The sequence below is a fragment of the Arthrobacter sp. ISL-30 genome (genome assembly GCF_018613855.1).
Classification (GTDB): Bacteria; Actinomycetota; Actinomycetes; order Actinomycetales; family Micrococcaceae; genus Arthrobacter.
The window spans coordinates 59,487-77,424 of record NZ_JAGGPK010000030.1 but is presented as its reverse complement, the minus strand read 5'-3'; the positions used below and the strand labels follow the sequence as shown (position 1 = coordinate 77,424).

Genomic DNA, 17,938 nt, shown 5'->3' with positions numbered 1-17,938 from the left:
CGCCGTGTTGATCTGCCCGCCCAGAGTCACCACCGTGCCGATGATGACTGCAGCGATCAGAGCAACCAAGAGACCGTATTCAACTGCGGTTGCACCCTTTTCGGAGGAAAAACGGTCCTTGACACCGGCGATGAAAGAGAGCATGGAGACCATAAGAGATGACATTGTAAATCCTTCCCAGATAATGGAATTTCTTGAACTAATTTGATGGAAAACCCGAATCCCAAATCGCCCCCATAATTCCCGTCTCCCAGCTTTTGATTGACGGTTCTTTAGCGATTCGGATTTCGATAGGTCAAGAATTGCCTGTCCAGGAAACTGAAACAATGCGTAGGAGTACTCGACTTTTTCGAGTGGTTTAAACTGCCCTGTGGAGTACTCTTGAGTCAGGTACTCAGTTTCTTGAGTAAATCTTGCGTTTACTACTTGGAGCGCGAAAGGGGCATAACAAAAAGGCCCCAAATCCGGGATAGGAAATACTAAGAGTGCAGGAGCATAACGCCAAGGGCAGCTGCAAGCATCGCGGGCCCGTGAGCCACTTCTGACGGCTTCTTTCCGCGGCTTAGCCGCAAAACGAGGATTGTGAACAAACCGCCCGCCACGAAGCCTAGGGTTCCTCCGTAGAACAATTCGCTCCAGCCCAAGTAGCCTAGGTACACTCCCAAGGGGGCGGCGAGTTTTACATCACCCATTCCAATTCCACCCGGCGAAATTAGGCCCAAAATCAGGTAGACAAAGAACAGGGTGACCCCGCCGAGTGCTGCGCGAAGCACAGCTGACCACTCGGAATCGATGCCGGCGGGGACACTCAGAAGCAGAAATCCTGCCGCGAGCAGCATTAAAACCAGCCCATTAGGCAGCAAATGCAACTGCAAATCAATTCGCGACAATTGCACGGCGAGCAATGCCAGCAATAAATACGCCGGCAGCTCGGGAATCACCCCGAAGCGAAGCGTTAGCAAAGCAAAAAGGACCCCGGTGACTGCCGCCGTCGTCATCCGCACTTTCCCGGACGGCATTGCGCCAAGCCGCGGGAGCATCCGTGCCACGAGTAGCTCGGCCAGGGGACTTAGGATGAGGCCCGCCAGGGCAGCGGTCACGATGATTAGCGGATGAACGAGAGCTATCGTCACTGCGTCTCCTTGTAGTCAAACTGCGTAGTCAAACTGCATAGTCAAGCTGCGGCGGGGCTTGGCGTAGCGAGCCGGTAATCCCCATTTTGACCCGGCATAGGTGTAGAGGCTACTCTTGATAGTCGTTGTGCGTGTCCTTTCTCGATGACGCGTGCCCACTTGGGGATCCAGTTGCAGGGTCGCTACCCAAGGGGCATTTTCGAGACTTTGGGATGACTGGTTACATAGAGCCCTCACCTCTGTTCCGGTAGCGCATACAGAGTAGGTGCACCCTCTTCGGGTGGCATCTAAAACATGAACGCCAGAACAAGAACGAGGCCAAAACCGTGCGTACGTACACCCCGAAGCCCGGCGATATCAACCGCCAGTGGCACGTCATTGACGCCACCGATGTTGTCCTGGGTCGTCTTGCCAGCCAGACCGCAACACTGCTGCGCGGAAAGCACAAGCCGACCTATGCATCCCACATGGACATGGGCGACTTCGTCATCATCATCAACGCCGAGAAGGTTGCCCTGACCGGCGCCAAGTTGGAGCAGAAGCGCGCATACCGCCACTCCGGCTACCCGGGCGGCCTGACCTCCGTCAACTACGCGGAGCTGCTGGAATCCAACCCGGTTCGCGCCGTGGAGAAGGCCATCAAGGGCATGCTCCCCAAGAACTCCCTCGCCGCTCAGCAGCTGGGCAAGCTCAAGGTCTACCGTGGCCCGGAGCACCCCCACGCTGCACAGCAGCCGAAGACTTTCGAAATCACCCAGGTCGCCCAGTAGTCCTGGCCACCAAACAACTTATCTACACAAGGAGAACCGTGGCTCAGAACGAAGAGACCACCGAAGCCGTTGAGGCCGAGGAACTGACCAGCTACACCTCTGAAAGCGCACCGGCAGACGCTGCGCCGAAGAAGGAACGTCCCGCCCTGACCGTTGCCGGTGGAGCTGTTGGCCGCCGCAAGCAGGCCATTGCACGTGTTCGCGTTGTGCCGGGCACCGGCAAGTGGACCGTCAACGGTCGCCAGCTGGAGAACTACTTCCCGAACAAACTGCACCAGCAGGAAGTCAACGAACCGTTCAAGATCCTCGATCTTGAAGGCGCCTACGACGTCATCGCACGCATCCACGGTGGTGGCCCGTCCGGCCAGGCCGGCGCCCTGCGCCTCGGTGTCGCCCGTTCGCTGAACGAGATCGACGTCGAGAACAACCGCCCGACCCTGAAGAAGGCCGGCTTCCTGACTCGTGACGCCCGCGTCATCGAGCGTAAGAAGGCCGGTCTCAAGAAGGCACGTCGCGCCCCGCAGTACTCCAAGCGCTAAATCCGCTTCCGCAAGCGTTCCTCGCCTGCACGAAAGCCCGTTCCGCCTTTTCGGCGGGGCGGGCTTTCCCTGTTCCTGCTTCTTAGGGCGTGAGCCGATAGTAGGAGGCCCCATCGATGGGTTCCGGTGTGTAATGGCTTGTGACCCACTCAACGATCCGCGCCGACTCAGCACGGCCTTGTGAGGTCAGTGGGGGAAGGTTTTGGATCACTAACGAGTCCACCTGACCATCACTGACCATCTGTTGGAACTGGGCAAGCGTGGGGAACGGGTCGGTGCCGTCGAAGCCTCCCACTGGCAGGATCGCTCGCTGGCTCTCCAATTGGTAATTAGCCGCGGTTTCTGATCCGACCATGGCAGCAGCCCATTTCGTTCCAGGCGGGCTTGCCATAAGGCGCTGGACCACCCCTGTAGCCGGTACATCACCGAACATGACGGCTTTGAAGCTTGCAGGAACGTCGGCGGGCAGTTGGTTGCGGTCTGGATGGTCTGTGCGGATGCCTCGGATGCTTGGGCCGGCCACGACGCCGGCACCTTCGTGTGGACTCAGCACAGTGTCTAAGGTCCATAGGGCCGGGACGGTTAGCAATGCAGCGAGTACTAGAACCGCCGTGGCTAACTTGACGCGGGCATTCAAGGGCGGAATGAACACGGCGGCAATGGGCACACCCCAAAGGGCAATAACAACCTGCGGAAGCCAGGGAAAATCGGCCGTAGAACGCAGAGCTGAGACAAATGCAATGAGCATTGTCGCGAGCAAAATGGCGCCGAGCGCCAGGCGAACGCGGTTCTGATGAAGCCTGCGGAGCATTTGGACGACGGCAAATGAAGCAAGGCAGCACAGTGAGGGGACCGATGCAATGGTGTAGTACGGATGCACGATCCCTGACATGTACGCAAGGATCGTTGTGGAACAGACGAACCAGACGGAGCACATCAGTAGTAAAGCGCGCTGCTGGATGGAGCCATGGCGTTTCAGGACCCACCAGATTGCGACAATCAGGCCAGCAATGGCGAGTGGCAGGAACCAGCCGAATTGTCCTGAGAATTGTGGTTGCAGAAATCTTTGGAAGCCCGGGTCCAATTTCTGGTCAAGTCCTGCGGCAGCTCCAGACATAGTCCTGCTCGCGTCCTCACCGGTCAATCTGTCTAGGCCGTTGTATCCCAACGTGAGCTCTATGATGCTGTTGGTCCGGGAGCCGCCGATGAAGGGCCTTATGGCGGGGTCTGTCAGTTGAACCAGCAACACCCACCAGCCTGCTGTTAGGGCAGCCGCCACCAGTGCGCCGAGAAGGTGAAGGAAGCGCTTGAACAATGGAGCCGCCGCGAAGAGTAGGTACGTGAGTGCGACGGCCGGAAGGACTAGCCCGGCTTGGAGCTGTTTGGTCAGTAATGCCGCCCCTGTCAGGGTACCGGCGGCGATCAGCCAAAGGGGCCTACGACGGTCGATGGCTTCGAGTGTGCAGGCTGCTGTTCCGACCATGAGCAGTGTCAGCAGCGCATCGGGATTGTTATAGCGGAAGATGACCGTCACGGTTGGCGTAATCGCCATGAAGAGACCGGCCAGGAGTCCGGTGGCGGCGTCGAAGCGCTTCTGGACGACACGATAGATGAGATAGACGCACGTCACGCCCATGAGCGCCTGAGGAACCAAGATGCTCCAGGAGCTTAGCCCGAAGAGCCGCACTGATGCACTCATGATCCAGAGGCTCAAGGGCGGCTTGTCCACGGTGATGGCGTTTCCCGGGTCGGAGGATCCGAACAGGAATGCTGTCCAGTCCTGAGATCCCGCCATTGCGGCCGCAGAGTAGTACGAGTTGGCCCAGCCGTTACGGTCCAGCCCCCAAAGGTACAGAACCGCGGTACCTAGGAGCAGGCCGAGCAGGGCAGGCCGTTCCCACGGAGGCCGTCCTGGTGGATGCAACCACGACAACCAGGATGGCAGGTGCGATGATCTAGATGCTGGACCGCTTCGGTCCGCCACAGGAACCGACAGCTTTTTCGCCTTGATGCTCATACCGCCGGCTGCCTCGTGCCAGTCACGACGGTAATCCTTCCATCATCCGCACGGCGAAGGCGGAAGACCCAGAGGCGGAGCAAGGCAAAGCGCAACAGCGTGGCCAAAACGTTGGCGGCAGTCAGGACTAAGAGCTCCATGTTGGGCGCGACTTCGGGGGATACGGCATGCAGGATCGCCAGCGAGGAGGCAGTAATGCTCCAGGCCAGCGTGAACACGACCAAGCCTTGGAACTGATGGGTCCATAGTCGCTGGGGTCCCCTAATCGCAAAAGTGAACCTACGGTTGGCTGCTGTGTTGCCCACGGCTGTAATCAGGAGGGCGGCGAAGTTTGCCTGCTGGGCTTCAAGGGGGCCCTGAAGCAAGAGGAACAGGACGGCAAACGCCACCGTGGAAAGAGCCCCGACCAAGCCGAAGCGCACGACTTGCCCGAAAAAGCTTGGCCTGACTGGAGCAACTATCGGGCCGCGTCCGAGTTCGGCGTAGATGGCCTGCAGTGGGATGCTACCCCTCAACATTGAACCGGCCACGCGCACCAAGCCTCGAATGTCGTCCAAGGCCGTTTGCTTGATGTCTACCCTGCTATCCGGATCGTCAATCCAGTCCACCGGAATCTCGTGGATGCGGAGCCCGGCCCGTTCGGCGAGAATAAGCAGTTCCGTGTCGAAGAACCAGCTGTTGTCCTCGACAAACGGTAGGAGCCGTTTGGCTACGTCCGCCCGTATCGCCTTGAACCCGCACTGAGCATCCGAAAACCCTACCTGCATCGTGCGCCTGAGCAGCAGATTGTAGCTCCGGGAGATGAACTCCCGCTTGGTTCCACGGACCACCCGCGAACTGTGCCGAAGGCGGGTACCGATACTGACGTCGGAGTGTCCCGACAGCAGCGGTGCGATAAGCGGAGGCAATGCTGCCAGGTCGGTGGAAAGGTCAACATCGACATAAGCCAGTACTTTGGCTTCGGACGCTCCCCACGCATCGCGTAGGGCAAGACCGCGTCCTTTAACTTCCAATCGTCTATAGCCGACATTTGGAATTTCGCTTGCAAGCCTTTGGGAAATCACACCGGTTCCGTCCGTACTTGAATTGTCGGCTATTGTGATTTTCCAGCTGCAAAACATTTCTTGCGACAAATAATCCGCAAGTCGCGTAATACTCTTTTCGAGAATGGCGGCCTCGTTATAAACGGGTACTACAATTTCGAGCGCCAAGCCCCCATAGCATGGTGTCATGCGGAAATGCTACAAGGCACTACTTGGCTTGGGACACGCAATTCTAAGTCAAGATACGCAATTTTAAATCAAGATGCGCAACTTTAAATCAAGATACAAATTATGGGAGTACGTTGACTCGGAGGCTGCGAGTACACCGCCAGTAGTTCGCGGATGATCCTTCACGAAATCGCGTACAGGCCACGGATCCGCGGGCCACTGCCGGTCATGTTCACTGAGACTACTGGGGTCTGTTTTAAGGAGAGGAATGAACCAGGAGGAAGTGGCATGAACGGGCAAGCCGACTACGAGTACACAACCGTCACCGTTTACAACCACCCACGCAGGCAGGCGAGGGTATTGAACAGGCTGAGGAAAAAGGGGTGGGAGATCCTCGCCATCCGGCCCAGCGCCGCGTCCTGGTGGGCAAGCGACACCTCAGAGGCTACGCTCCGAAGGGTCCGGCCTTGAGGGCCAAGCGCTGAGAGTTTGCCGCAAAGTAACATTCCGGCGCGTCGCCGGTGTGACCCGAGTTCCAACTGTGACGCGCCCATCGGCATGGCGCGCGCGGGCCGTCCACTAAACTTGACCCGATGTCTAGATTATTTGGAACGGACGGCGTGCGCGGTCTCGCGAACGATCTGCTCACAGCGGAGCTCGCATTAAAGCTCGCCCAGGCCGCCGCCGTCGTACTCAGCCCTAAGAACGCTTCCGACGGCAGGCGTCCCCGCGCCGTCGTCGCCCGAGATCCCCGGGCGAGTGGTGAGTTCCTGGCGGCAGCGGTTGAAGCGGGGCTCTCAAGCTCCGGTATTGATGTCTACGACGCCGGTGTTTTGCCCACGCCTGCAGCCGCCTATCTGGTGGCGGACCTGAACGCAGACTTCGGCGTGATGATCTCGGCCTCGCACAACCCTGCCCCGGATAATGGCATCAAGTTCTTCGCAGCAGGCGGCCAGAAGCTGCCTGACGACGTCGAGGACGCCATCGAAGAGCAGATGGGCCGCGAGCCCATCCGGCCCCTGGGCGGGATGGTGGGACGCATCCAGCGCTTCTCTGACGCCGAGGACCGCTACATTGTCCATCTCCTCGGCACGCTGCCTTACCGCCTGGACGGCCTCAAGATCGTCCTGGACTGCGCCCACGGCGCCGCCAGCGGCTGTTCGCCGCAGGTGTTCAAGGACGCCGGAGCCGACGTCGTGGTGATCGGCGCTGAACCCGACGGCCTAAACATCAACGACGGCGTCGGCTCCACCCACCTCGATCTCCTGAAGCAGTCCGTAGTAGCGCACGGCGCAGACCTCGGCATAGCCCACGACGGCGACGCCGACCGCTGCCTTGCAGTGGACCATGAAGGAACCGAGGTCGACGGCGACCAGATCATGGCGATCCTGGCACTGTCCCTCAAGCAGGCAGGCAAGCTCAAGGACAACGTCCTGGTAGCCACCGTCATGAGCAACCTTGGCCTCAAGATCGCCCTTCGCGACGCCGGCATCAGCATTCGCGAAACCGCCGTGGGGGACCGCTACGTGCTGGAGGAAATGCGCGACGGCGGTTACAACCTGGGTGGCGAGCAGTCGGGCCACGTGATCTTCTCGGACTATGCCACCACCGGCGACGGCGTCCTCACCGGCTTGCAGATTGCAGCTCAGGTGGCAGGAACGGGCCGGAGCCTCAAGGAACTCGCCACGGCGATGACCAAGCTGCCCCAGATCATGATCAACGTCAGGGATGTGGACAAGTCCCGCGCCAGCACGGACCCCGGCGTTGCGGCCGCAGTCGACCAGGCCACGCAGGAGCTGGGCGATACCGGCCGCGTGCTGTTGCGGCCCTCAGGGACCGAGGCGCTGGTGCGTGTCATGGTAGAAGCCGCGGACATGGAAACTGCTGAACGGATCTGCAACCACCTTGCCGCCGTCGTCAAAGAGCGCCTGTCCGTCTCGACAGGACTCGCTGTCTAAAACCCTTTGGCCCGGACGTCCGGGGCACCGCCGGCATCTCTGGGGCAGGGCAAGGGCCCCGCTCTAGTCTGGGGCACGAGCGGGGCCCTCTCTCTATCCGACTGAGCGGTAGAGGCTAGGTGCTACATGGGCTCCGATGGGGGCGAACAAGCATGTGAGCACGGGATCGGCTGTAGTCATCTGGAAACTGCAGCTGTCTCCGATCCTGCCGGTCACGGCAGGGAGTTGGAAGGGAAGGCGCTCCGCGGAATCGTCGCGTCCTTCCGGTTTTCTGATGGTGTCTAAAAATCGTCAGGTTCGTGGCTTGGCGGACGGGGACGACGGAGGAGGCCGGTTTTCCGTTTTCTGACGGTCCGGGAGTGCGGGCGTGTTTGCCGGGCCCCCGGCCGGCATGGAGGCCGGCGGCCCACCTTGCTTGGTCGATGGCCGCGTTTCCTGGCCGGGAGGCACGTCTCCGGGCCCGTGTGAGGGCGCGTTTTCTTGCCCAGAGCGTCCCGGCGCACCTCGTGCAGGCGTCGCGTTGTCGGGAGCGTGGCCCGCTCCCTCCTGCGCGCCGTTTCCGCGGCCGTTGCCGCGGCCGGGCACAGGATGTCCCTGATGGGGTTGGGTCACCGTGTTGATCAGCGTGGTGATGGTCTCTTGTGCCTTGTCGCGGAATCCAGGGTCGGCCGCGGCTACGGCGGCGCTTCCCATCCCCATCGACATAGCAACGGCCAAGGCAGCGAGCCCCGCGCGATGGTGTTTGCGCTTCCGTCGGTCATCGAGGCTGACCAGTCTTGGGGCCATGAGTGCGGCCAGCTTCGCTGAAGGCGCCGGTGGCGGTCCGGCGGCGAAGGACCGCAGCTCCAGTAGCGCGAACCTCAGCTCTGCGGCATCTTCGGTGTCTGTTTCGAGAAGGAGCTGATCGACAATCTGCTCGTCGTGAGGCGTGGATCTGGTGGTCATGATGCCACCCCGTTCTTTGCCTTCTGTTGGTTACGGAGACTGGCCAGGGCCCTTTGTTGGAGGTGGGCGACTGCGCCTGGTGATTTTTTCATGATGACTGCGACCTCTTTCAGGGACAGTTCCGCGATTATGCGCAATCGCAGCACCTCCCGATGGTCCTCGCTGAGTTCTTCGAGCATGAGCAGTGCGTTGGCCTCGGGGCTGCCGTCCAGGGCCTGGTCTTCCGCCGATGCCGTCAGGCGATGGTCTCGGTCGGAATCGTATTCGACCGGGGCAGGTGTTCCGCGGCGGCGGCGATGGTGGTCTACGTAGCGGGCGTGGGCGATGGAGAAGATCAGGGTTCTGAGCCCCTGCGCCCCGCCGCGGACCGACTTCAGCCTGGGATAAAGGGCAAGGAAGACATCATGGGTGACGCCTTCGGGATCATCCACTCCACCTGCCCGAAGGTACCCGGCGACAGCGGGGGAAAATGTCGTGTAGACGGCGGTGAACAGAGACGCGTGATCTCCATGGCTAGAAGCCACAAGATCGTCAGTGATCGTATCCATCCCCCACCCCCTGGACATTTCCGTGTGTCCTGGCTCTACGGTTTTCCGGCCGTGGCGGGTTTGTGTGATTGTCCGCGCTCTGCTTTTGCCGGAGGATGCGGTGCGCTCTTACGGTCTGCCGCAGACTTGCCCGAAGTTTCCTTCCGGTGCTCGGCAGATTGACCTGGTACCGGCACAGATTTGCAGTACGTGGCGATATCGTCATTCCCGGCGGCCGTGGCCAGCGACTTGTAGGCCGTAGACGATGAATCGAGTCCACCGTTTGTGAACGCCTTGCACAATCCAAATGCGGCCGGACCACTGGCGTCCGGACCCACGGGAGTTGCGTTTGGGCGCGACTCAGGTGCATCCGCTGGCTTCGAAGCTTTACCATGCGAGTCGGCGTCGGGTTTGTGATCTTCCGCCTTGGAGTTTTGAGCAGCCTTGGAGTCTTGTGGCGCCTTTGAGTCTTGTGCTGCAGCCGGGGCACCGATGAAGTCGTGGGCAGTCTGCTGCAGCGGTGCAGGCAGTGTTCCGGTGTAGGCTGCGGCGGCCGTACCTCCAGCCGCCAGGGTTCCGCCTGCCAGCACCCCCGCTGCGATTTTGCTCGTGACCAATACAGTAAAGAACGACATGAAATTCCCCATATGAAATAGCCCTGAAATAACCGTGGACGTCGGGTCCACATCAAGGTAATCGCTGGAACGCGAGGAATATGACGCGCTTATCCAAGGATTTCCGCATTTAATCCCAAAGATTTGATCAAGCGGGATCTGGGTTTGTCAGGGAACCGCCAAACAGGATTGTGGAGAGACAACAGTGGCCGGACTCCAGAAGGAGTCCCGCCACTGGACTTCGCTTTTGTAGCCTTCGGTCAATCCCTCCGGACGCTCAGCTGCCTTACACGTACCCCGGCGCCGCCTCTAGGCCGAAGTACTCCTCGAGGGTCTGGATTCCCTTCGCCGTCATATCCATTGCGGCTTCGACGCCTATGTAGCGCAGGTGCCAGGACTCGTAGTAGTAGCCGGTGATGTCGTGGAACATCCAGGGATAGCGGACGACAAGTCCGAACGTGGCAGCGTTGGCTTTGGCCCAGACAGCGGCTGGCTGTTCCGCGAAACAGGGCAGGAAGCTGCAGGCCCCACCGCCGTCGGCAATGTCAAAGGCCCACCCTGTCTGGTGTTCTGAAAAGCCGGGTCGTGCGGAGGCGGTGTCAGCCGAAGCCTGGCCCCGGCTGCTGGCATAGCCGTTATAGGTCGCGGCCTGGGTGGCGAATGAGCGGTAGCCGCTCGCAAGGGCCAGTACGACGCCGTCCCGCGCCGCCGCCGCGAACAACTGTTCCGCCGCGCTCGCCGTCGTCCGGTTCAGCAGGGCGGCTTCTCCGCCGACGGCGAGACGCACGTTGGGCTGCACCAGGTCGGCGGGCGCGTACTCAAGCGGCGTCAGGGGCCTGTGCTTGTTGACCACCACCCAGGGGCTGGCCGGATCTGTGATGGAATGCTGGGTCTTCAAGGCGTTGAAGGGAGCTTGAGGAGCGGCCGGGGGCTCAGGCGCTGCTGGCGCTTCCGGCACCTCAGCGGGCTCCGCCGCAGCAGCCGGCTGCAGCGGCGCGGCTGTAGCGGGGTCTGCACTTGCCGCAGACGCACTTGCCGAAGAAGCACTTGCCGAAGAAGCGGGGGAGGGGCTCTCAGGGGTGCAGGCGGCAAGGCCGGCCAGTGCAGCTCCCGCTGCCAGGAATCTGGTTATGTCACGGCGGCTGATGTCCCGCTTTGCGAACGGTTCGCCACACATCGCGGCTAGACCTTCCTGAGCAGCATTCGGCGGATCGAATGGTCCACCTCTTTGGTCAGGACCAGCTGCGCCCTGCCGCGGGTGGGCAGGACGTTCTCCACGAGGTTTGGCTCGTTGATGCGCTTCCAAATGCCGCGTGCGGTAGCTTCGGCCTCATCGTCGGAGAGCGTGGCATAGCGGTGGAAGTAGGATTCCGGCTGGGCGAAAGCGGTGCTGCGCAGCTTCCGGAAACGGTCCACGTACCACTCCTCGATGTACGAGGTCTTGGCATCTACGTAGATGGAGAAATCAAAGAAGTCGCTCAGGGCGAGCCCCTGCCTCCCGTCGTGGCGGGGCCTGGCCGGGGCCAGCACGTTGAGGCCTTCAACGATCAGCACGTCGGGGCGGCGAACCACCACTTCCTTGCCCGGAACAATGTCGTAGGTGATATGCGAGTACCAGGGCGCCCGGACTTCCTCTGCCCCGCCCTTGATCTCGCTCACGAAGCGGAGCAGCGCGCGGCGGTCGTAGGATTCGGGGAAACCCTTGCGTTCCAGCAGGTGCCTGCGCTTGAGCTCGGCGAGGGGGTACAGGAAACCGTCGGTCGTGATGAGCTGGACGTTCGGAGTGCCCGGCCAGCGGCGCAGCATTTCGCGCAATACACGCGCGATGGTTGATTTTCCGACGGCGACGGAGCCGGCAACGCCGATCACAAAGGGCGTGCGCTGGGTCTGCTCGCCGAGGAAGGTAGTTGTGGCGGCGTGGAGCTGGTGCGAAGCCTGGACATAGAGGTGGAGCAGCCGCGAAAGGGGCAGGTAGACCTCGCGCACTTCCTTCATATCCAGCGGGTCGCCGAGGCCTCGCAGCCGGATGATGTCCTCTTCATTGAGGGGCTGTTCCATCTGGGCTGCGAGCCGGGACCACGTCTGGCGGTCCAGTTCCACGAATGGCGAGACGCCCTCGCCGTTCGCCTCAGTGCGTTGCGAAGTCACGCTTTCGATTCTGCCCCTCGTGCGCGTGATCCGGAAATGCAGGGAAACAACAGGCCGACGCAGTGCTAACAAGTGCAGAAGTCCGGGTGATCCTGCTCACGGATTAGTCAGATGCTGTTGGTCTCGTGCTAAGGATTCAGACTTTTGTCTTTTCTGCGTGGGTTTCGGTCCTTCGAATGACGTAGGTGATCATAAGGGCTAGTTCGATGATGAGGGCCAGCCCGATGCTGAAGGCTACGAAGACCGTGTGGATCATGAAGTACAGGGCAGACACCAGGGGCACCAGGATGTAGGCCGTCGCTATCAGGAGGGCGCCGACCGCGAGTACGCCGCATTCGATCCTGCCTTTGACATCGAGCCGCCTAAGGGCGTGGGGGGGACCATGTCCTGTGAGTGCCTTGCCAGCATGTCCGGTACCAGTTGCAGGAGTGGCAGGCCTTAGGGTGCCTCTGACATCAACTACGAGGGAATCGTCCATAACTATTACTTCTCCTTGTGCTTACGACGTCCGCTTCCTTGGTCTTGGGTGTTGGCACCCACTGCACTTTGCGTTTGCCGCGCGCCCAGTCAATAACCGCGTGGAGCGCAGCGGAGCTTTCCACCAGACCTGCGATGGGAGCAAGCAGCACGGCCCGCGCGATCTCTGCGCTTCTTTGCATAGGGTCAAGCTCGGAGTCCGCTACGTTGTGCCACACACCGACGAAGACTGATCCGATCCACATGATGCCCACGGCTGATAGCCAGGCACCTTCCGGACCTGCAGCCAAGGCGGATTGTTCCAGGAACATTGCCTGCACAGACTGGATGAGGAAGGTGGGCATTACGGCCATGCAGAGGACGCCAACCAGCGAACCCAGAGCGAAGGTGCTGATCCGGTACCTCGTCCCCCAGATCAAACCCGCCCTGGTCTTCCATGGCAACGCCGCAAAGTTCGGGTTAGTGCCCATGGCCGCCATACCCTGCAGGACCCCAAAGACCCAGCGGTAGCGCTGTCTAAAGGCGCTGCGCACGGAGAACGGTGGCTGTTCGAGCATGAGGCAGCCGTGCCAGCCGAAGACGTTTTTACCGTAGGCAGAGAAAGCCTTCATTCCGAAAACGTAGTCCTCGGCGATGAACGGCTGGCCGTTCAGGCAACCGATGTCCCAGCCGATCTCGTTTTCGAGCTCTTCATCGATCACCAGATTTGAACCATGGAGGTGGAACGGATTACCGGTCTCCATGACGTGCCGGCATTCGTAACAGACGATGGGCCGGTTCGCTTCCATGGCACGGCAGAGCGATGAGGAGCGCATGTAGTCCAGCGGATAGTAGATGGGACCTTCGAGGACCTTCTTGTCCGTTGTGGCGAGGCAGGCGATCAGCTTGCGCAGCTCAGCAGGAACCATAACGCTTTCCTCGTCGTAGTGGACGATGAAGGTCCGGCCCGGCTTGCTGTTCCACGACTTCCGGCGCTGTTCAACGGCGTAATGCAGTCCCCGCGCCTTGAGCCGGGTACCGTTCCGCGGCAAGTAGTCGTGGGGCACCACAAGGACGTCCAGGGGCAGAGGAGAATCGTGGAAGGCCCGCTCCAGAACCCAGCGTTGTTCCGCCGATTCTGTGACAACCTCTACCGACAGGAAGCTGGCGTAGAAAACAGGTGCATCCTTGGCAAGGTCCATGATGTGGCCGACGCCCCGCAGAATTACCTCTGTACTGCCGCTGGAACCACTCGTTGTGATCTGGATCTTGGTGAAGGGGACGTCCAAGGCTGTGAGTTGCAGGGTGGAAATCGGTTCCGAACGCCGGTAACGGCCCCAATGGAAAGCAAAGCTCCACCAATAGGAGGCCATGCGGACGCCGATAAAGGTTACGCCCGCGAACAGGGCAGGACCCAGGACGGACAGGACAAAGCTCGGTAGGTTATCCATGCAGAAATGCCCTTTTTTGTATTCAGCCCCCAGCGGGCTGAATACAGTCACTGTGCAGCTGAAAACTCAAGGAACGGTTCGGGGAACCGGAAATGAACACTCAAGAATTTGGACAATCCCCCCAATTTCTGCTCAAGGCATGACGGAGAAGTGTGTCTGATGCGACGGACTGCATGTGGGTTGGACCGGTTCACACGGGCCCGCTCGGACTGTCCGGTGAGGTACTCCGTTGTCGCTCGGGATAGGCTTGACCCCATGTGTGGAATCGTTGGTTACGTTGGTAATTCTTCTGGCCGGGTAAATGCCGGCCATAACGCCCTGGATGTCGTCCTCGAAGGATTGCGCCGGCTTGAGTACCGTGGCTATGACTCTGCAGGTGTCGCGGTGGTGGCAGACGGGAGGATTTCTTCGCGTAAGAAGTCCGGGAAGCTGAGTAACCTGCTGGATGAACTTGAGGGCAGTCCGCTGCCTGATTCCCTGACCGGTATCGGTCACACCCGGTGGGCCACGCATGGTGGGCCGACGGATCGCAACGCCCACCCGCACCTTGCCGACGACGGGCGGCTGGCCGTTATCCACAACGGGATCATTGAAAACTTCGCTGAGCTGAAGCAGCAGCTGCTCGCCAAGGGCGTCGTTTTCGCCTCGGAGACGGACACCGAGGTGGCCGCGGCCCTCCTGGGGGACATTTTCCGAAACCAGCTCAAGGGCAACACGGCCGACGGCGGACTCGCCAAAGCGATGCAGCTGGCCTGCCAGCGCCTTCAGGGAGCTTTCACACTCCTGGCCGTCCACGCCGACCAGCCCGACGTCGTCGTGGCCGCGCGCCGGAACTCTCCGCTGGTGGTGGGCCTGGGCGAAGGCGAGAACTTCCTGGGCTCGGACGTTTCCGGGTTCATCGACTACACCCGCAAGGCCATTGAACTGGGTCAGGACCAGATCGTGACCATCACGGCCGGCTCTGTGGAGATCACCGACTTCTTCGGCGCTCCCGCGGTGGGCAAGGAATACACGGTGGACTGGGATCCGGCGTCGGCGGAGAAGGGCGGCTTCTCGTCCTTCATGGAGAAGGAAATCCACGACCAGCCCGACGCCGTCGCCCAGACCCTGCTAGGACGCTCGGACCTGAACGGCCGGCTGACCCTGGATGAGCTGCGCATCGATCCGCAGCTGTTGAAGAAGGTCGACAAGATTATCGTCCTGGCCTGCGGTACCGCAGCTTATGCCGGCCTGGTGGCCAAGTACGCCATTGAGAACTGGTGCCGGATCCCCACCGAGGTGGAGCTGGCGCACGAGTTCCGCTACCGGGATCCGATCGTGGACTCGAACACCCTGGTGGTGTCAATCAGCCAGTCGGGCGAGACCATGGACACGCTCATGGCCGTCCGGTACGCCCGGGAGCAGGGTGCTATCACGGTGTCCATCTGCAACACCAACGGCTCCACTATTCCGCGTGAATCCGACGCGGTGCTGTACACGCACGCGGGCCCGGAAATCGCCGTGGCCTCTACCAAGGCTTTCCTGGCCCAAATCACCGCGGCCTACCTGCTGGGCCTGTACCTGGCCCAGTTGCGCGGCAACATCTTCTCGGGACAGATCAAGGACGTACTGGCGGACCTTGGCAAGATTCCGGCCAAGATCCAGAAGATCCTTGATTCCGCGACGGAACTGCGGGAACTCGCCCGGAGCATGAAGGACGAGAAGTCCGTGCTCTTCCTGGGCCGTCACGTCGGCTTCCCGGTGGCCCTTGAGGGTGCGCTGAAGCTCAAGGAAATCGCCTACCTCCATGCCGAAGGCTTCGCAGCGGGTGAGCTCAAGCACGGGCCGATCGCGCTGATCGATGAAGGCCAGCCGGTGTTCGTCGTCGTACCGTCCCCGCGCGGCCGTGAGTCGCTGCACTCCAAGGTGGTCAGCAACATCCAGGAGATCCGCGCCCGCGGTGCGCGGACCATGGTCATCGCAGAAGAAGGCGACGAAGCAGTCCGCAACTACGCCGAACACGTCTTCTACGTCCCGGAAACACCTCCGCTACTCATGCCGCTCCTGACCACCGTTCCGCTGCAGATCTTCGCCTGCGAACTTGCCGCCGCCAAGGGCTACGACGTGGACCAGCCGCGAAACCTGGCCAAGAGCGTGACCGTAGAATAGCCGCATGATTGTAGGCATAGGCGTAGACGTAGTTGATATTGAGCGGTTCGGACGGCAACTGGAAAGAACTCCCGGTCTCCGGGACCGTTTGTTCGTGCCGGCTGAACGTGGGCTCAACACCCGCTCGCTCGCTGCCCGTTTCGCGGCCAAGGAGGCGGTAGCGAAAGTCCTCGGTGCTCCGGCCGGCATGAACTGGCAGGACTGCTGGATCGGACTGGACCAGAACGGGCCCACCATCCAGGTCACGGGCACCGTCCTCGCTGTTGCCGACGCAAAGGGAGTCAAGCGCTGGCACCTCTCCATGAGCCACGACGGCGGCATCGCCACCGCGACCGTGCTGGCCGAGGGGTAGCGGAAGCCAAGGGCACCCGGACATGATCAGCGCCTTCACCGGACAGCAGATACGGGCAGCGGAAAAGCCGCTGCTCGACTCCGGTGAGGGCGCTGTCCTTATGCAGCGGGCGGCGTACGGGCTCTCGCAGGCCGCCGTGCGCGAACTCAGGCGCCGCGGAAAGCGCCTCTACGGGGCCAGCGCCACCGTTCTGGTGGGCAAGGGGAACAACGGCGGCGACGGACTCTTCGCCGGAGCCCTGCTGGCCCGTCGGGGAATGCGTACGACGGCGATACTCACCTCAGATGGCGTACACGGACCTGGGCTGGCCGCCTTCAAGGCAGCCGGCGGACGTGTCCACCCCGTGACCCGATCGTCAGCGGAAGACCTCGCTGTTCTGGCCGCGGCGGACGACGTCATCATCGACGCGATCCTTGGCACCGGAGCCTCAGGGGGAGTACGCGGGGATGCCGCGGAACTGCTGGCGTGCCTGCAGGAACTGGCCCCCGGACTCGTTATCGCCTGCGACCTTCCGAGTGGTGTCGACGCCGATACCGGAGAGGCGCATTGGCCCGTCCTCGATGCCCACGTCACCGTGACCTTCGGCGCGGCAAAGGCTGGCCTCCTGGCAGATCCTGGCGAAGGGCATGCCGGACGGCTGGAGCTTGTGCCAATCGGGATTGAAGAGTTCCTTCCGAGGCCGGTGCTGCTGCGCCTGGACGAGGCGGACTTTCCCGAACTCCTGCCGGCGCCGGGACGGCGCGCGCATAAGTACAGCCGGGGAGTCCTGGGAGTGGTGGCCGGTTCCGAACGCTATCCCGGTGCTGCCATGCTCAGCGTGCACGCCGCGGTGCTGTCAGGGGCTGGCATGGTCCGCTACCTCGGCCCGGACACCGTGGCAAGGCAGGTCCTTCAGCACTCTCCCGAAGCGATCTGGGAACCGCATGAGCCTCCCGAATCCGGCCGCGTCCAGGCTTGGCTTGTCGGTTCCGGCGTCCTGGGTAATGAACAGATACAGCGTGGGCAAAACGCGCTCACCGCCGCCCGCGAGGCCGGGCTTCCCGCCGTCGTCGATGCCGGAGGGCTGGAGCTGCTGCCCGAAGAGTGCCCGCCCAACTGGATCCTGACCCCGCATGCCGGAGAGCTGGCCGCCCTGCTTGCGCGCCGGGGAACCGAAGTGACCCGGGACGACGTCGAGGCTCGGCCGCTGCACTTCGTTCGGCTGGCCGCCGAAAGTACCGGGGCCACAGTCCTGCTGAAGGGCGCCACCACGATTGTTGCATCGCCGTCCGGCATGGTCTTCAGCCAATCCGAAGGCACCTCATGGATGGCGACGGCGGGTAGCGGGGACAGTCTTGGCGGGATTCTCGGTTCGCTCTTGGCGCAACTGGCCGAGGGGCTCGGCGGGGACGACGGTCCCTTCGCGGCCCGTGATATCGCAGTGAAGGACAGGTGGGCCGCCGTGGGCGCGATGGCCGCCAGCTTGCATGGATTGGCGGGTGCTTCCGCATCACAAGGAGGGCCGGTAACGGCAGGCGCAATTGCCCAGGAAGTGCCGCCGATATTGCGCAACCTCCATAGTAAGCACACTTCGAATTCCGGTAACCCGGGCTAATGTGGTGATGGCCACGAACTGTCGTGGCCTATCGGTAGGCTTGCAGCAAGCTTTCCGTCGCTCGAAACAGGAGAA

Annotated in this window: 18 protein-coding genes; 7 read left to right on the top strand and 11 right to left on the bottom strand. The window is 61.5% G+C overall.

All coding sequences use genetic code 11. The features are described from left to right. Together J7E82_RS12730 and J7E82_RS12725 are read right to left on the bottom strand one after the other, a co-directional pair. Positions 1-144 (bottom strand): Flp family type IVb pilin (locus tag J7E82_RS12730; protein WP_374223615.1); only part of this gene is annotated, 144 nt, incomplete at its 3' end. A gap of 335 nt (positions 145-479) precedes the next feature. Beyond that, positions 480-1,133, bottom strand: a complete 654-nt coding sequence (locus J7E82_RS12725) for a prepilin peptidase (RefSeq protein WP_308113799.1) — start codon at positions 1,131-1,133, stop codon at positions 480-482. Between the two features lie 326 nt (positions 1,134-1,459). Between J7E82_RS12725 and rplM the strand changes: the two genes are divergently transcribed. Both rplM and rpsI read left to right on the top strand, forming a co-directional pair. Further along, complete coding sequence (gene rplM, locus J7E82_RS12720) at positions 1,460-1,903, top strand: 50S ribosomal protein L13 (protein ID WP_214863177.1); 444 nt, start codon at positions 1,460-1,462, stop codon at positions 1,901-1,903. Positions 1,904-1,941: 38 nt separating this feature from the next. After that, positions 1,942-2,442, top strand: a complete 501-nt coding sequence (gene rpsI / locus J7E82_RS12715) for a 30S ribosomal protein S9 (protein WP_214863175.1) — start codon at positions 1,942-1,944, stop codon at positions 2,440-2,442. Between the two features lie 82 nt (positions 2,443-2,524). Here the strand turns inward: rpsI and J7E82_RS12710 are convergent, their stop codons facing one another. Next, a complete protein-coding gene (locus tag J7E82_RS12710) occupies positions 2,525-4,237 on the bottom strand; it encodes a glycosyltransferase family 39 protein (RefSeq protein WP_214863173.1) in 1,713 nt (570 codons plus the stop codon). 218 nt (positions 4,238-4,455) lie between these two features. After that, positions 4,456-5,670 (bottom strand): glycosyltransferase, encoded by a 1,215-nt coding sequence (locus J7E82_RS12705; RefSeq protein WP_308113797.1) that lies wholly within the window; start codon positions 5,668-5,670, stop codon positions 4,456-4,458. A 288-nt stretch (positions 5,671-5,958) separates the two neighbouring features. Between J7E82_RS12705 and J7E82_RS12700 the strand changes: the two genes are divergently transcribed. Next, entirely contained in the window at positions 5,959-6,141 is a 183-nt protein-coding gene (locus tag J7E82_RS12700; RefSeq protein ID WP_214863169.1) for a hypothetical protein, read from the top strand. Positions 6,142-6,263: 122 nt separating this feature from the next. Further along, positions 6,264-7,628: a phosphoglucosamine mutase gene (glmM, locus tag J7E82_RS12695; RefSeq protein ID WP_214863167.1), complete on the top strand. Its 1,365-nt coding sequence runs from the start codon at positions 6,264-6,266 to the stop codon at positions 7,626-7,628. Positions 7,629-7,919: 291 nt separating this feature from the next. Here the strand turns inward: glmM and J7E82_RS12690 are convergent, their stop codons facing one another. The 7 genes from J7E82_RS12690 to J7E82_RS12660 all read right to left on the bottom strand — a co-directional run bounded on the left by J7E82_RS12690 (position 7,920) and on the right by J7E82_RS12660 (position 13,769). Then, entirely contained in the window at positions 7,920-8,573 is a 654-nt protein-coding gene (locus J7E82_RS12690) for a hypothetical protein (RefSeq protein ID WP_214863165.1), read from the bottom strand. Continuing rightward, entirely contained in the window at positions 8,570-9,121 is a 552-nt protein-coding gene (locus tag J7E82_RS12685) for an RNA polymerase sigma factor (RefSeq protein WP_214863163.1), read from the bottom strand. The genes J7E82_RS12690 and J7E82_RS12685 overlap by 4 nt, the downstream gene beginning before the upstream one ends. A gap of 35 nt (positions 9,122-9,156) precedes the next feature. Further along, on the bottom strand, positions 9,157-9,786 hold the full coding sequence (locus J7E82_RS12680; protein WP_214863161.1) for a protein tyrosine phosphatase: 630 nt from the start codon (positions 9,784-9,786) through the stop codon (positions 9,157-9,159). A 214-nt stretch (positions 9,787-10,000) separates the two neighbouring features. Then, positions 10,001-10,891: a D-alanyl-D-alanine carboxypeptidase family protein gene (locus J7E82_RS12675; RefSeq protein WP_214863159.1), complete on the bottom strand. Its 891-nt coding sequence runs from the start codon at positions 10,889-10,891 to the stop codon at positions 10,001-10,003. A 5-nt stretch (positions 10,892-10,896) separates the two neighbouring features. Next, entirely contained in the window at positions 10,897-11,871 is a 975-nt protein-coding gene (gene coaA, locus J7E82_RS12670) for a type I pantothenate kinase (RefSeq protein ID WP_214863445.1), read from the bottom strand. Positions 11,872-11,998: 127 nt separating this feature from the next. Beyond that, positions 11,999-12,340 (bottom strand): hypothetical protein, encoded by a 342-nt coding sequence (locus J7E82_RS12665; RefSeq protein WP_214863157.1) that lies wholly within the window; start codon positions 12,338-12,340, stop codon positions 11,999-12,001. Then, on the bottom strand, positions 12,318-13,769 hold the full coding sequence (locus tag J7E82_RS12660) for a glycosyltransferase family 2 protein (protein ID WP_214863155.1): 1,452 nt from the start codon (positions 13,767-13,769) through the stop codon (positions 12,318-12,320). Before J7E82_RS12660 ends, J7E82_RS12665 begins: the two co-directional genes overlap by 23 nt. Before the next feature lie 255 nt (positions 13,770-14,024). On the opposite strand from J7E82_RS12660, the gene glmS reads away from it, so the two are divergent. The 3 genes from glmS to J7E82_RS12645 are packed head-to-tail and all read left to right on the top strand — an operon-like array spanning position 14,025 to position 17,863. Next, the gene (gene glmS, locus J7E82_RS12655; RefSeq protein ID WP_214863154.1) at positions 14,025-15,917 is read left to right on the top strand and encodes a glutamine--fructose-6-phosphate transaminase (isomerizing); all 1,893 of its coding nucleotides are present in this window, start codon (positions 14,025-14,027) and stop codon (positions 15,915-15,917) included. 4 nt (positions 15,918-15,921) lie between these two features. Next, the gene (locus J7E82_RS12650; RefSeq protein ID WP_214863152.1) at positions 15,922-16,269 is read left to right on the top strand and encodes a holo-ACP synthase; all 348 of its coding nucleotides are present in this window, start codon (positions 15,922-15,924) and stop codon (positions 16,267-16,269) included. Positions 16,270-16,291: 22 nt separating this feature from the next. Then, positions 16,292-17,863: an NAD(P)H-hydrate epimerase gene (locus J7E82_RS12645; protein ID WP_214863150.1), complete on the top strand. Its 1,572-nt coding sequence runs from the start codon at positions 16,292-16,294 to the stop codon at positions 17,861-17,863. Positions 17,864-17,938: the final 75 nt, after the last annotated feature.